Origin of the sequence: Idiomarina loihiensis L2TR (assembly GCF_000008465.1) — a bacterium.
Classification (GTDB): Bacteria; Pseudomonadota; Gammaproteobacteria; order Enterobacterales; family Alteromonadaceae; genus Idiomarina; species Idiomarina loihiensis.
In genome coordinates, this window is the sequence record NC_006512.1 from 109,723 (window position 1) to 124,574 (window position 14,852).

Below are 14,852 nucleotides of genomic sequence, written 5' to 3' on the forward strand. Positions count from 1 at the left end.
AGGTTTTCAGCGGAGGGTATTCATGAAAGCGACTTTTGAACAAAACGATGCACTTATCATTGTGGATGTACAAAACGATTTTTGTCCGGGCGGCAAGCTGGCGCTGGATGAAGGTGACGAGGTTGTGCCCGTTATTAATGCACTGAGCGCACAGGCTCAGGAGGCTGGCATTCCGGTCTTTGTTTCAAGAGACTGGCATCCGCGACATCATGTGAGTTTTGACGAGCGCGGCGGGCCATGGCCCGAGCATTGTGTACAGGATACCAAGGGCGCTGAGTTTCATCCTGATCTTATTTTGCCCGAGAACGCCCGTTTAGTCTCTAAAGGGGCTCGTTTCGATATTGATCAATATTCTGCGTTCGATAAAACGGGGTTGGTTTCGGAACTTGTGCACCTTAATATCAAACGCGTATGGGTTGTCGGCCTGGCGCTGGAAGTGTGTGTAAAAGCCACGGCACTAGACGCCACAAAAAATGACTATGAAACTTTTTTAGTGGAAGAGGGCACCCGCTTTATCGATAGAGCTGACGCTGAGAAAGCCAGAGAAGAGCTCAGAGAGGCAGGTGTTATCTTTAAATAATCATCCAGGAATCAATTATTAAGCGCTTGTTGATAATAGGCGAAGTCACTGTCACTGAATAAAACAAAGCGTATCATTTTGAGGTGGCTGAGCTTTTCAACATGCGCTTTTACGGTTTTTATTGCTAAATCTGTTGCTTCCTCGAAAGGGTAACCAAAAGCGCCGGTTGATATGGCCGGAAAAGCAATAGACTCGACTTTGTGCTTTTCGGTTAAATCCAGAGCATTTTTATAGCAGTCTGCCAGCAACTTATCGCTGGGTTCATCCGAGCCGTATACCGGACCTAAGCAATGAATAACGTACTTATTGGGCAGATCGAACGCCTCAGTTATTACGGCTTCACCGGGTTTAATCGGCGCTAGCGAGCGTGTAGCTTTCTCAAGTTCAGGGCCAGCTGCTCGGTGAATAGCTCCGGCGACACCACCACCCGTTTGCAGTTTGGCGTTCGCAGCGTTAACAATGGCTTCTATTTCAGTTTGTTGGTTAATATCACCGTGTACACATTCGTATTTCATCATCGTCCTCCGTGCCGTCCTTTTTATAAGGTAGTACATTAGATTCAAAGAGCGACTTTGTTTTTCCTAAACAAAATGACACGATCATTGACTATTTCAAGTTCTAACCGGAAATGCCGGGCTATCCACTGTATGGTTTTTGGTGTGTAAAAGCTGATATGGGTGGGATCCCCTTTGTAGCTCCACAGGTTAAAGTCGTCAGCCGTTTCTTTTGTGAACATGCAGGTCATTACTCCCAGCCAGCCGCCGGGTTTGACCAGGCCAATTAACTGCGCCCAGCTTTTATCGGGCTCCCGAAAGTGTTCTGCTACTTCGGTGCAGGTGACAAAGTCATACTGACGACTCAACTGGCCGGTATCCGGCGCGTAATAGATGTCATAAACAGACATCTTCATCCCCTGTTCTTCAAGCATCAGGTTCAATGTTGGACCGGGACCGGAACCAAAATCAAGACCTTTCATACCCGGAGACAGTTTATCTAGTAAGGGGGTTGTCAGGTGGTTTAAAAACTCACAGTAGCCAATATCGTTTGGACCATTTTCATGATAGTCGTAAATGAGCTTCTCTTCGGTTTGAGACAGCAGAGTGTCGGGGTCTGCGAAAATAAGGTCGCACTCTGTGCAGCGAAAATACTGACGCTTTTTATCTGCACAAAAAGGCTGGGATATTGAGGAACATAGAGTACATTGCATGGGGGTATGCTACCTGACAGATTTAGAGTAAGCTAGTTTTTGAGCACATGGAAAAGGAGAATGGACATTGTATAAACATATATTTTTTATTGCATCGGTTTTGTTGCTATCAGCGTGCGGTGCGACTAAGCCTGAACCTTACGAAAAAGATGTCAGCCCTGAAAATAGAGAGAAATACAGCGGTGCTGAAGGTATGGAGCAATATCAGAAAGATCAAAGCTATATCATGAATAAGGAACTCGCTGACAAGTGCGCGTCGGCGAAGATGGAGCTCCTTATTGCAGAGTCGGAAGAGAACATCAAAGAAATGGAAAAGCAAAAAGAGATAATAGAAGATACCTGTGTGTAAAAAGCCAGAAGAAAGCTGCTGCGTCTGAAACCTCAAATGCAGCGGCTTGTATCAATGTTCATTCCAAATTATTAAACACTTGCCTTAAAGTAACCGGCATTCCGATCTTTCCCTCTATTTCTCCTGTATCTATAAAACCTATCAAAGCAAACGAAATCTTGCCTTTGAGTAAGTAGCCGGGCGTTGCTATAACTTACATAACAAATATTCAAATTGAGCACAGAAAATAAGGAAGGCTAAATGACTAAATCAAGTGGTGGCGGTAAATGCCCTATCATGCACGGCAGCATGACCTCTGAGAAAAAGACGAACACCCATTGGTGGCCAAACTCGCTGAAGTTGGAAATTCTGCGTCAGCACGACACCAAAGCGAATCCGCTGGATGAAGATTTTAACTATGCAGAAGAATTTAAAAAAATTAATTTAGAAGAGTTAAAGCAAGATCTGAAAAACTTTATGACCGACAGCCAGGAGTGGTGGCCGGCAGACTGGGGTCACTATGGCGGTCTAATGATTCGTATGGCCTGGCACTCGGCCGGTTCTTATCGTTTAGCCGATGGTCGCGGTGGCGGTGGCACCGGTAACCAACGCTTCGCGCCGTTAAACAGCTGGCCGGATAACGTAAGCTTAGACAAAGCACGTCGCTTATTGTGGCCAATTAAGAAAAAGTACGGCAACAAATTGTCTTGGGCCGATCTATTCATTCTGGCTGGTAATATGGCTTATGAATCCATGGGTCTTAAAACCTTTGGTTTTGCCGGCGGCCGTGAGGATATCTGGCACCCTGAAGAAGACACTTACTGGGGCAGCGAGAAGGAATGGCTGGCGGAAACTAAAAACCGCTACAGTTCAGATGAAGAGCGCGATTCACTGGAGAACCCACTGGCTGCAGTACAAATGGGCTTAATTTACGTGAACCCGGAAGGCGTTGACGGTAACCCCGACCCACTTCGTACCGCAAAGGACGTACGCGAAACCTTTAAGCGCATGGCAATGAACGATGAAGAAACCTGTGCGTTAACTGCGGGCGGTCATACTGTGGGTAAGTGTCACGGTAATGGCAAAGAAGAAAACTTAGGCCCAGAACCTGAAGCGGCAGATGTTGAAGAGCAGGGCATGGGCTGGCGCAACAGTGGCGGCAAAGGCGTGGGTCGCGACACCATGAGCAGTGGTATTGAAGGTGCCTGGACGACCAACCCGACCCAATGGGATAACGGTTACTTCTACCTGCTGTTTAATTACGAGTGGGAGCTGAAGAAAAGCCCGGCCGGTGCGTGGCAGTGGGAGCCTATCGACATTAAAGAGGAAGATAAACCGGTCGATGTGGAAGATCCGTCCATTCGTCATAACCCAATTATGACTGACGCTGATATGGCGATGAAAATGGATCCGGACTATCGCAAAATTGCGGAGAAGTTCTACAAAGACCCAGAGTACTTTGCTGACGTATTCGCCCGTGCCTGGTTTAAACTGACGCACCGCGATTTAGGTCCCAAAGACCGCTACTTAGGTGCCGATGTGCCGGAAGAAGACCTGATTTGGCAGGATCCTATTCCGAAAGTGGACTACTCCTTAAGCGAACAAGAAATTGCTGATTTAAAAGAGAAGTTATTAAACACAGAGTTAACGTCTTACGAACTGATTTCTACCGCATGGGACAGCGCACGTAACTTCCGTTGCTCAGATTTCCGTGGCGGCGCCAATGGTGCTCGTATTCGTTTAGCGCCGCAAAAAGACTGGCACGGTAACGAGCCGGAAAAACTGCACAAAGTCCTTCGTGTACTGGAAGACCTGCAGTCTACGCTGGACAAGAAAGTGAGTTTAGCGGACCTGATTGTTTTAGGTGGTACGGCTGCCGTTGAAAAAGCCGCAAAAGATGCCGGTTATAACGTAACGGTTCCATTTGCGCCGGGCCGTGGTGATGCGACAGACGAACAGACCGATGTAGAAAGCTTCGAGCCTTTAGAGCCATTGCATGACGGTTACCGTAACTATCTGAAAAAAGATTACGCGGTACCGGCGGAAGAGCTGATGCTGGATCGCACCCATTTGATGGGATTAACGGCGCCAGAAATGACAGTTCTTGTCGGTGGTATGCGCGCTTTAGGCGCTAACTACGGTGAGTCTGAGCACGGTGTATTCACTGACCGTGTCGGTACGTTAACCAACGACTTTTTCGTTAACCTGACCGACATGAACAATGTCTGGAAGAAAGCGGATGACCACTACGAAGTTCGTGACCGCAAAACTGACGAACTGAAGTGGACAGCAAGCCGCATTGACTTAGTCTTCGGTTCAAACTCTATACTGCGCTCGTATTCAGAGCTGTACGCTCAGGACGACAATCAGGAGAAGTTTGTTAAAGACTTTGTGAAGGCCTGGACGAAAGTGATGAACGCAGATCGGTTTGATTTATAGTCTGACATCAGGTTAGTGGGCAATTACAAAGGGCGCTTGATATCGAGCGCCCTTTTTCTTTGAACCGTTTAAGCTTTTAAATGCTTAAAACTCTGCCTCAAAACCAACACCAATTACCCTTGGTGCGCCGAATATCGCTAGTGGAACGTCAGTTCGTGCGTATTCAATGTATCCTTTATCGAAAATATTGTTGGCGAAAATATAGGCCGACCAGTCGAATTTATCATAGCTGATTTTTGCGTTAAATAAGGTTCGTGATGACACTCTACTATCTGTCTCGCGAGTGGACATCAATACTGAGTCGCGGTAATTCGCATTAACGTTCACCGTCCAGTCTCGGGCAGGGTATAAATTTACGCCTAAAGCGGCCGTATGTTTGGGGGCATAGATAAATTCTGTTCCTGAAAAGTTTCGGACCTGAGCCCCGGCAATAGCCTCAAACTGGTCATACTGGGTTCTGGAATAAGAATACGAGCCGTACCAATCCATGTAGCTATTAACGTATTGACGTGCTTCCAGCTCCATGCCATATAAATGGGCTTTGCCGGCATTCACTGTGTGGCTATCAAAACTGTTTAGGCCAAAATTAGCGCTAACCTGTTTATCTTCCCAGTCAATGTAATAAAGGTTGCTGCTGACAAATAGACTGTTATCTAACAGATGACTGCGCCACGCCAGTTCGTAGTTTGTGGTGAATTCAGGGTCATAAGCAAAAACTTCTGCACGGGCAATATTGTAGGAGCTGCCACCGGAGCGGTAAGCACGCTGTACCGTTAAAGCCAGCGAATCGTTGTTATCGTAGTCCCAGCGCACCGCCAGCTTCGGCAAAAAGGCATTAAAGTCGCGGGTACTTTCGGGAATGCTGTTACCTGCGCGATCAACCAGGTTCAGTACTTCCTGATTGATGCCGCTGATAATGCTATGAGGGGCGGTGCCGGGCTCGCCGTAATTTGTTGGGTCGGGTAAGGTTCCGGCAAAGGCTGTTTCGGTGAGTGACTCGTAGGTATAACGTTCCGTGTCGTAACGAAAGCCGGCAATTAAAGCGATATTCTCCGCTAAAGCGTATTCAACGTCAGCAAATATGGCACGGTTGGTCGAGCGATCATAGACATCACTTTCATAATCAACAGGAATTAGAGGTAACTCCTGAGAGTAGCTGTTGGCAAATTGAGTGGCAGTGGTTTCATCCAGCCCCATATTTTGTAGTACGTCGACAATAGTGGTTACCGGAGTCGCAACGCCAGCCAATTGGTTATCCATTGCGTCTTTCTCACGGTTAGACCAGTAGCCGCCGAACAAACCATGAAAGTCAGGGTAATCAAAACTCAGCCGTATTTCTTGTGACTGGTTTTTATAATCGTGGTTCATCTCGCCGTAGCGTTCGTCTTTTTCTGTTAAATCAATATCATACAAGCGCAGGGAGTCGGAATCTGACTGAGAGGTGACAGACGCCAGCGACCAATGTTCACTTAGCTCGTAACTTAAATCTAATGACACAATGTCCGTTGTAATATCGGTCACATTTTCGTGATCGGAAGTGGCTACCCGGTTGTCATAATAATTCTCTACATCGTAGCGGGTATAAGAAAATCGGTAAGGGTCTTCGCGGTCGTCACGCATAAAGTTTAATTTAGCAGTGAAGTCTCTTAGCCCGGCTGGATTCCAGAGCACTTTAAGGCGAGTCACTAAAGAGTCGACGGAGTCTTCCATCTCGTTGCGTGTTATGTTTTTTGTATAGCCGTCAAAATCCCGTTTTTCGACAGCAACCCGGAAGGCGAGTTCGTCATCTATGATTGGACCGCCACCGGCAAACGCCAGGCGCCTGTCATTTGGGTCTGACCAAATAGCCCGGGTTTTCCAGGTCCAGTCCATGGTCGGATCCTGAGTACTGATAATAATCGCGCCAGCTAAGGAGTTTTCACCCTGAACCGTCGACTGCGAGCCGCGCAGAATCTCCACTTGAGCGATATCCCATAAGTCGGTTGGGCCAGCATCATTCACCTGGCTGGGTATGGCAACACCATCAACATAAACTGTCGCTAACGGGTTAGCTGAGCTACCTTCGTCACTAATACCGCGAATAGTAAAACCAGAGCCGCCGTAAGTCTCCGAAACGTTTGCGGTGCGGGTAATAATGTCACTGAGGTCGAGTAAGTTTTCCTGATCAATTTTTTGTGCCGTTGTTACGGCGACACTACTGGTTGTTTCTGACAGTGAACGCTCGCGTTTTTCACCCTGAACTTTAATAATTTCCAGGCCGTCCTTTTGCGATTGATCCATAGCGTCTTCTGCTGAAACAAGGGGAGGGGTAAAAGCAGCTCCAACAAAAATGAATGCACATAAACCTGTTATTATTCTTTCATTTTTTCTGGTCACTTTGTTGTTCTCCATGGTTTCGCTTGTGAGTCAGCCTTAATAAGAATGCTACTTTAATGTAAATGAGAATCAGTATCAATATCATGTTGGTTTTTTCTTCGAAAGGGTATAAAGCGCAGTGCGTTATTATCCGTTGTTGATCGCTAAGCAAACTAGAAGAGTACAATAGAGCTAGAAACACGAATTTAAGGAGGAAGTATGTCCAAAGTATTATTGATAACAGGTGCCTCAAGCGGCATTGGTGAAGCCAGTGCCCGAAAAGCGGCGAAAGAAGGATTAAAGCTGATATTAACGGCGCGCCGGAAAGAAAAACTGGATGCGCTGGTTAAGGAGTTTGGTGCGGATAATGCTATTGGTGTGGCTGCCGATGCCGGAAATTATGACCAGTTAGCCGAGGCTGTAAAGCAGGGCGTTGATAAGTTTGGTCAGCTGGATGCGGTATTCGCTAACGCCGGAACCGGGGTTTCGACCGCCGGAACAGAAGAAGGCGACCCAGACGAGTGGAAGTCTATGGTGGATGTGAATATCAATGGTCTTCTGTACACGGCGAAACTGACCTTACCGCATTTACGTAAAACTACCGGTCACTTTTTAATGACAGGCTCTGCCGCCGGGCGAATTACGCTAAAAGGTTCGGTTTATGGTGCGACTAAGTGGTTCGTTCATGGCTTTGCCCAGAACCTGGCCGAAGAAATGAAAGAGTGGAACGGCCGCTGCACAACCATAGCACCGGGTATGGTCAATACGCCGTTCTTCGATGAACCTAAGCCGGACAAACTGGCTCCTGAAGACGTTGCCGATGCGGTATTGTATTCAATCAATGCGAATCCGCGTAATTGTGTGCGCGAAGTGTTCTTAATGCCGGCGTATTGATTTAGCTCATATTAAGAGACTTTAAAGACAAACAACAATAGTTATCATTTAATACTTCTCAAGGTTCCTGTATAATTTTAAGCCTGATTATGACATGAGCCTTGAGGAGTACTCGTGTTTTCCCGATTCTTTTTCCCTATTGCCTTAATAGGCACATTACTTTTCTCCGGTCAGGCTTTGGCCAGTTCTTCAGCGGATACTCAAAGTTCTGACATGCGTCAGTTATTGCAGCTGGCGGAATACGTTGGCGTAGATTATTCCGAAGCGGTAGCCAATGGTGAAGTCATTAATCCCGATGAATACAGCGAAATGACTGAGTTCGCCGGCCTTATTGGTGAAAAAACTGAACAGGCGCCGCAGGCGGTGCAAGCCGAAATGCGTCAGTTGGTGAACAAGCTCAAGCAGCTGATTCATGATAAAGCTGACCCGGAAGCGGTGGTTACGCTAACCAGTGAGCTAAGAAACACTCTGCTGTCGGCTTTGCCAAAGCTAAGCCTCCCGTCAAAGCTGGCAAGTGAAAAGCACGTTGAGCAGTTATTTCAACAAAACTGCTCCGCCTGTCATGGTGCTGCCGGTCAGGGTGATGGCCCTGGTGCTACCGGGCTGGAGCCTGCCCCCACTAACTTTACCGACCGTGAACGCGCCAATAACCGCTCATTACTTGGGTTGTTTGACGCTGTTTCCGATGGCATCGACGGCACGGCAATGGCGTCTTTTAGCCATTTAAGTGAAGAAGAGCGGTGGGCGTTAACTTTCTACGTGGGCAGTCTGGCGTTTAATGACAGTGCTGACTCTGAGCAAAAGGTGGCGCTGAGCGAGTTGATTAATTACAGCCCGAATACCTTACTGCAGCGCGGCATTTCGTCTAACGCTATTGATTACTCGCGCACTCACGCTCGTGATTACTTTTCTGAAAGCTCAGTAAACAGTCCTATTGCAATTGCCCGCACAACCCTTGGCCAAGCTTTAAAGGCGTACCAACAAGACAATTATAGCGAAGCTAAGCGGTTGGCTATTTCGGCGTATCTCGATGGTTTCGAGTTAGCTGAAAACTCCCTTAATGCCAAAGCTCCGGAGCTAATGCGAACCATAGAACGTGACATGATGGCGTTGCGTGGAGTTATCAGTAAACCCGGCAAGCTGCAGCAGGTCGAACAAATGACTGCGAAGTTGCAACAGGAACTGGATGTCGCGGCGAATACGTTGTCGGAAGATAAGCTGTCAGAATCCGCATTGTTTGCGGCAAGTGCCGTTATTCTGTTACGCGAAGGGCTTGAAGCCTTACTCATTGTTCTGGCAATTGGCACAGTACTGGCGCGCTCCGGACGCAAAGACGGACTGCGCTATGTGCACGCGGGATGGATCACGGCGCTGATTGCGGGTGTCGGCACTTGGCTGGTGGCGGAATACTTCATCAGCATTAGTGGTGCCAGCCGCGAGATTATTGAAGGTGGAGCCGCGCTGCTGGCCGCCGTCATACTGTTCTATGTGGGTTACTGGATGCACAGCAAAACCCAGTCGCAGCAGTGGCAACGCTTTATTCAGGAAAAAGTGCAGACTCAGCTAAAGCAGGGCGCTTTATGGGGTCTTGCCGGCCTTGCCTTTTTAGCTGTGTATCGAGAAGTGTTTGAAACCGTATTGTTCTATCAGTCTTTATTGTTGCAGGCGCAGGACAATGGCAGCAGTGTCGCCTACGGTTTTGTCTTTGGCCTGGTGGTTCTGGCGGTAGTGGCCTGGGCTGTCATTAAATACTCAGTCAAACTGCCAATGAATACGTTTTTCAAGTTCACAACGTACATTATTCTGGCTCTGGTCTTTGTTTTGCTGGGCAAAGGCGTTAGCGCCCTGCAGGAAGCTGCCTGGTTTAGTCATACGGCGTTTCCAGTGGATGTAACCTTCGACTGGCTGGGTATTTACGCCAGCTGGGAGACCTTAGGTGCGCAATTGGTGTATTTGATTCTTGTGATGGCTTTATTTAAACGGCAGGTTTCATCAAAATTGAATAAAGTCGTCTAAAAACTGTCATATTTAATCTTTAACATGCACCACAACTTAACATTGTTTGGTTATACTCCCTGGTTAAGTTTTTATGCCCCCAATATTTGGGGGCTTTTTTTTGGCTGTTTTAGACTAAAAAGTGTATTTCACCTGCACCCCAAACGAACGTCCGGGCTGACTGTACTGTTCCGTAGAGGCTTCGCTCTGAAGTCCTGCCACGCTCTGGTAGGGCACATAATATTTATCTGTTAAGTTACGCGCCGCAAGGTTAACTTGCCAGTTTGTCAGTGAGATACCGACCAGTATATCAACGGTTGCGTAGCCCGGTGTTTGAATAGATTCATCGGTTGGAACGCGACTCATGCTATTTACCGCAGTAACAACGCCGCGTACATACCAGTCATTGCCGTGGTAACCCACTGAAGCATTACCGGAAAGCGGTGACAGAGTGGTCAGGTAGTCGTCTGTTGTTTCATCCTTGCCGGTTGTGTAGGCCACTGACGAAGCCAATTGAATATTGTCATTCAGCCAGTGAGTCACTGAGGCTTCAACGCCTTTTATCGTCACTTCGTCCTTATTAACATACTGGTACTCGACGCGATCCACACCCGGAATGTAGGTGGGACTGGTTCCGACGACCTGAGTATCGATAAAGTCGTCAAACTTGCTGTAAAAGGCTGACAGATTCCAGCGAGTGTTGTTGTCCGCAAATTTCAGGCCGGTTTCCAGCGATCGGCTGCTCTCAGGATCTAAGTCGGGATTAGGCAATATGGCATAAAAAGGTTCGATACCATGGTTCTGGTAAGCCTGATCATGAGGTGGAATTTTAAAGCCTTCGGCGTATTGAACGTATCCTCGAATATCATTTGAGAAAGTGTATATAGCCGCCAGTTTAGGTGACAGAGCCGTTTCACGTACATCACTTAATAGCGACATATCGTAGAGTGCATTGTCTTGAGGCGTCATGCGGTAATGGTCGATACGGACACCGGCAATGAATTTAATTGGGCTATCTTTCAGTTGAATGTTGTCCTGCAGGAAGAGCCCGGCTAACCATGTTTCTGCACCAGGAAAAGCTTTTTGCGGTTCGTTGTCCTGCAGTAAGGTGCCGTCTGCTGCGGTGCGAGTTTTAAAGCGTGGTCGCTCAGTGTCGTAGTAGTCAACATCGAACCCAAATACCAGGTCTTGTTCCACTTGGTTGCCGGACAACAAGGTTTCGCCCTGCCAGCGGGCACCAATAATACGTTGTTCAAAGCCGTAATCGTTATTGTCGATATAAGGACCGCCCTGGTCCGCACCTTGCACTATCTGGTCACTGTTTTGCTCGTAATGACTCAAATACAATTGCCAGTTTTGGGTATCGGTCAGCCAGTTGCTGCTATTATTGAGATAGTCGATGGAAAAGGCGGTTTGTTTGTCTTCATCTTCGGTTTGCTCCGGCGGCTCCTGCAACTGCTCATTGTTTTGCTGGTAATGGTCCAGAGTAAACTTAAGTTCATTGTTATTCTCAAGCGCGATAGCCCACTTAGCCAGGACACCAACACTGTCGTAATCAAACTCCGGTAACGACTCCTCGTAGTTCTGGGTTTCGTTTCCTTTGCGGGCGGTGAGCTGAATGGATGCCTGTGATCCGGAAAACTGTTTTGCCGCCTGCACACCTAAACTGCGTTCGTCTGCAATGCTATCAAAACCCGCCTGCAGGGAGAGTGCGTTCGATTCACCTTGTAGCAAATCGTCAGGGTCAGGCGTAGTCAGAACAATAACCCCACCTAACCCGTCGGAGCCGTAAAGTGGCGATGCAGCGGCCTTAGCAACTTCCACCTGACTCAATTGTGAGACATCCAGGTAACCCCGGCCAACCAGATAGCCGCCACCGCCGGCATAGGCGTCGTTTAAGCGTCGGCCGTCTTTAATGTAGACCACCCGGTTACCGCCAATGCCACGTATTGACAGGGTTTGTGCCTGACCCTGACTGCCGGTTGAACTAATGCTGGGGTCATAACGAAAAATATCCGACAGACTGTTACTAACCTGAATATCAATTTCTTCGGCTGTCACCACGCTAACTGCACCGGCAACATCTTCCAGTTTTTCTTTACTGCGGGAGCCGGTTACTACCAGTATTTCATCGGTTTCCAGCGTGGGTTTTGCCAAGTCAGCTGCGTAAACAGTGGCTTGTAAGGTAGCGAAAATGGCTGTCGCCAATAAGCTTTTTGCAAAGCCTCGAGTTGTCTTATGTCTTTTATTCACTTTTCATCTCCAATCCTGATTAACACGTCGTATGAAAAAATCAATAAGATCTAAACGAAAATGATTTGCATTTGCAAGTGAAAGTTACTATTTTTGATTTAGGACAAAAAAGAAAATCTAATTCAGGAGTTTGATTGTGATGACAGGACGACAGTTTCTGGTTCATGCCGGAGCCGCTTTTCTATTGTTGTTTTCGTGGTTCGGCCAGGCTGAAGATACGCTGGATACGGACGTTAACCAGTTAATAACCGCAGGCGGAACCTTAACCGATATCGTGTTTGCGCTGCATAAAGACGACAGCCTGATTGGCGTAGATACTTCCAGCACTTCGCCTGCGGCTGTTAACCGGTTACCGAAAGTCGGTTACTACCGTAATTTATCCGCTGAGGGCGTTCTGAGTTTTGAGCCTGAACACCTGTGGGTGCTGGAAGGCGGCGGTAGCGATAAAGTTTTGCAGCAAATTGAGCGGGCCGGAGTTTCTGTGGTTGTATTTGATAAGCCGACGTCGCTTCAGGAGCTGTACGAGCTAATTGAAAACATGGCGGATCGCTTCGGTGCGCAAGCCGAAGGAAAGCAGGTGATTGCCGGTATCAAGTCGGATTTGACGACGACTAGCTCGCGTAAAGAGCCTTTGAAGGCTCTGTTCGTTCTGCAGGCGTCAGAGCGAGGCGTGGTGGCAGCCGGGACGGATACAGTACCGGATTTGCTTTTCAGTTACTCCGATATTAACAACGTGTTTTCTCACGTCGGATTCAAGACCGTTTCTACTGAATATTTACTGGCAGAACAGCCTGATTTTTTAGTTGCTCCTGAGCACGTGGTTAAAAGCCACGGCAGTAAAGAAGCGTTTTGTCAGGCGCAGGCACTTAAGCTACTGGAAGCCGGAAAAAACTGCCGGGTTTTGGTTATGGATTCGTTGCTGGCGCTGGGTATGACAACCCGCATTGCAGAGGCGCAACGAGTGGTTGCTGAGTTTGCCAATGAATTAGCGGCGGGCCGGGAGTAAGACTATGCCGCTTGAACGTCGCTATTGGTTACTCGTCGGTGTTATGGGTATTGCTGTCAGCAGCGTTCTGTTGCTTTCCAGCGGACCGGTGATGTCGGACTGGCGGTTGCCCTTTATCTGGTTACCGGGAGTCTTGTCTGAAGCTACTGATATCCAAAAGACGGTATTAATCGATATTCGGTTACCCCGGTTGGTTTTAGGACTAATGGTGGGCGCGGTGTTGGCGCAGAGTGGTACTGCAATGCAAACCTTGTGTCGTAATCCGCTGGCTGATCCCGGGCTCATTGGTATTTCGGGGGGAGCGGCTGTATTCGCACTGGCAGTTATTGCCTTAGGTCCCGAGTTCGGGTTACAGGGACAGCTTTGGGTTTCCGGCGCGGCTTTTACCGGCGCTCTGCTGACCACCTTTGTGGTTTACCATTTGGCTGGTGGGCGTTCCGGAGTTCATGTTGCCACCTTACTGCTGGCAGGTGTTGCCATCAATGCGCTGGCCGGTTCCATTCTCGGGTTGCTCAGCTACTACGCTAACGATGACGCCCTGAGGCTTATGAGTTTCTGGCAGATGGGCTCTCTGGCCGGAGCCGACTGGCAACAGTTACCACTTGGCTTTTTGTTTATGGGCGTTAGCTGCGTTGCACTCTTTATTCACCGCCGGGCAATTAACACTCTGCTTTTAGGTGAACGACAAGCGCGTTACCTGGGCGTTAATGTCGGCACTCTGAAGCGTCGGATAATTTTTTTCGTTGCACTTGGTGTAGGCGGAGCTGTTGCCTTAACCGGCATGATTGGCTTTATCGGACTGATTATTCCCCACATTGCACGAATGCTGGTTGGCGCTAATGTGCGCTGGTTAATGCCGGTATCCATGTTGTTTGGCGCAGCCATTTTAGTGCTTACTGACTGGTTGGCAAAAACTCTGGTTGCTCCGGCGGAATTACCTATTGGCATTATTACAGCGGCTATCGGCGCGCCATTTTTTATTTATTTGCTTATGAAGCAACGACGGAGGTTTTATGCTTGATATCGATGTGTCGAATCTATCTATTGGTCGGCAGCAAGTGTTAACGTCACTGAACCTAAGTTTAGAAGCCCACCAATTTGTTGCCATTGTCGGCGAAAACGGTGCGGGTAAGTCCACCTTTTTAAATATGTTAGCAGGGGAGCTTCCTTATAACGGTTCTATTTACTTAAATGGAAGAGAACTGAACTCGTGGGATGCTTTGAAACTGGCGCCGATAAGGGCGGTTATGGAGCAGCACCAGGCCGCGCCTGAAGGGTTATCGGTTAAGGAACTGGTGGCCATGGGACGATACTGGTCACAGGAGTCTGATGCCGATGCGGAGCAACGCGCAACCCAATGGTTAAGCCGCTTTGATTTAACTCCAATGGGGGAGCGTGGCATTGAAACCTTGTCTGGTGGTGAACAACAGCGGGCACATTTAGCCCGGTGTTTATGTCAGTTAGATAAAGATTTGCCTGGCGAACAATTGTTGCTATTGGATGAGCCGACCTCCGCACTGGATGTGTATCATCAACATGCGGTGTTGCATGAAATTAAGTCGTTCAGCCAAAAAGGCAACCTGGTTCTGTCGGTTATGCACGATTTAAACCTGGCCTCGTTGTATGCCGACCAGGTCATAGTTTTAGGCAATAACTGTATTCAGCATGTTGACAGTCCCGAGAGTGTTTTTCGGGAAGATATTCTGGAAAGAACCTATCGTACACCGGTGCACGTCAGCTCGCATCCAAGCTTTTTAAAGCCAATGATTTTCACCGAGCCAAGACATTAGGGAGT

Annotated in this window: 12 protein-coding genes; 8 read left to right on the forward strand and 4 right to left on the reverse strand. The window is 48.1% G+C overall.

Features of this window, described 5'->3' with window-relative positions; genetic code table 11:
- The first annotated feature begins 22 nt into the window (after positions 1 to 22).
- Complete coding sequence (locus tag IL_RS00530) at positions 23 to 580, forward strand: nicotinamidase (RefSeq protein ID WP_011233367.1); 558 nt, start codon at positions 23 to 25, stop codon at positions 578 to 580.
- 11 nt (positions 581 to 591) lie between these two features.
- Here IL_RS00530 and IL_RS00535 read toward each other — a convergent pair whose 3' ends face one another.
- Positions 592 to 1,098, reverse strand: coding sequence for a macro domain-containing protein (locus IL_RS00535; protein ID WP_231378607.1), 507 nt, complete (start codon positions 1,096 to 1,098; stop codon positions 592 to 594).
- Between the two features lie 41 nt (positions 1,099 to 1,139).
- Positions 1,140 to 1,787 (reverse strand): class I SAM-dependent methyltransferase, encoded by a 648-nt coding sequence (locus tag IL_RS00540; RefSeq protein ID WP_011233369.1) that lies wholly within the window; start codon positions 1,785 to 1,787, stop codon positions 1,140 to 1,142.
- Positions 1,788 to 1,854: 67 nt separating this feature from the next.
- Between IL_RS00540 and IL_RS00545 the strand changes: the two genes are divergently transcribed.
- Together IL_RS00545 and katG are read left to right on the forward strand one after the other, a co-directional pair.
- Positions 1,855 to 2,136, forward strand: a complete 282-nt coding sequence (locus IL_RS00545) for a hypothetical protein (protein ID WP_011233370.1) — start codon at positions 1,855 to 1,857, stop codon at positions 2,134 to 2,136.
- A 240-nt stretch (positions 2,137 to 2,376) separates the two neighbouring features.
- Complete coding sequence (gene katG, locus IL_RS00550) at positions 2,377 to 4,554, forward strand: catalase/peroxidase HPI (RefSeq protein WP_011233371.1); 2,178 nt, start codon at positions 2,377 to 2,379, stop codon at positions 4,552 to 4,554.
- An 84-nt stretch (positions 4,555 to 4,638) separates the two neighbouring features.
- Here katG and IL_RS00555 read toward each other — a convergent pair whose 3' ends face one another.
- Complete coding sequence (locus IL_RS00555) at positions 4,639 to 6,834, reverse strand: TonB-dependent receptor (protein ID WP_011233372.1); 2,196 nt, start codon at positions 6,832 to 6,834, stop codon at positions 4,639 to 4,641.
- 294 nt (positions 6,835 to 7,128) lie between these two features.
- Between IL_RS00555 and IL_RS00560 the strand changes: the two genes are divergently transcribed.
- Both IL_RS00560 and IL_RS00565 read left to right on the forward strand, forming a co-directional pair.
- Complete coding sequence (locus IL_RS00560) at positions 7,129 to 7,803, forward strand: SDR family oxidoreductase (RefSeq protein ID WP_011233373.1); 675 nt, start codon at positions 7,129 to 7,131, stop codon at positions 7,801 to 7,803.
- 114 nt (positions 7,804 to 7,917) lie between these two features.
- Positions 7,918 to 9,819, forward strand: a complete 1,902-nt coding sequence (locus tag IL_RS00565) for a cytochrome c/FTR1 family iron permease (RefSeq protein ID WP_011233374.1) — start codon at positions 7,918 to 7,920, stop codon at positions 9,817 to 9,819.
- A gap of 114 nt (positions 9,820 to 9,933) precedes the next feature.
- Here IL_RS00565 and IL_RS00570 read toward each other — a convergent pair whose 3' ends face one another.
- On the reverse strand, positions 9,934 to 12,051 hold the full coding sequence (locus tag IL_RS00570) for a TonB-dependent hemoglobin/transferrin/lactoferrin family receptor (RefSeq protein ID WP_011233375.1): 2,118 nt from the start codon (positions 12,049 to 12,051) through the stop codon (positions 9,934 to 9,936).
- 139 nt (positions 12,052 to 12,190) lie between these two features.
- Here IL_RS00570 and IL_RS00575 point away from each other — a divergent pair, with 139 nt between their 5' ends.
- The 3 genes from IL_RS00575 to IL_RS00585 are packed head-to-tail and all read left to right on the forward strand — an operon-like array spanning position 12,191 to position 14,847.
- A complete protein-coding gene (locus IL_RS00575) occupies positions 12,191 to 13,057 on the forward strand; it encodes a heme/hemin ABC transporter substrate-binding protein (protein ID WP_011233376.1) in 867 nt (288 codons plus the stop codon).
- Between the two features lie 4 nt (positions 13,058 to 13,061).
- Positions 13,062 to 14,078: a FecCD family ABC transporter permease gene (locus IL_RS00580; RefSeq protein ID WP_011233377.1), complete on the forward strand. Its 1,017-nt coding sequence runs from the start codon at positions 13,062 to 13,064 to the stop codon at positions 14,076 to 14,078.
- The gene (locus IL_RS00585) at positions 14,071 to 14,847 is read left to right on the forward strand and encodes a heme ABC transporter ATP-binding protein (protein WP_011233378.1); all 777 of its coding nucleotides are present in this window, start codon (positions 14,071 to 14,073) and stop codon (positions 14,845 to 14,847) included. Before IL_RS00580 ends, IL_RS00585 begins: the two co-directional genes overlap by 8 nt.
- Positions 14,848 to 14,852: the final 5 nt, after the last annotated feature.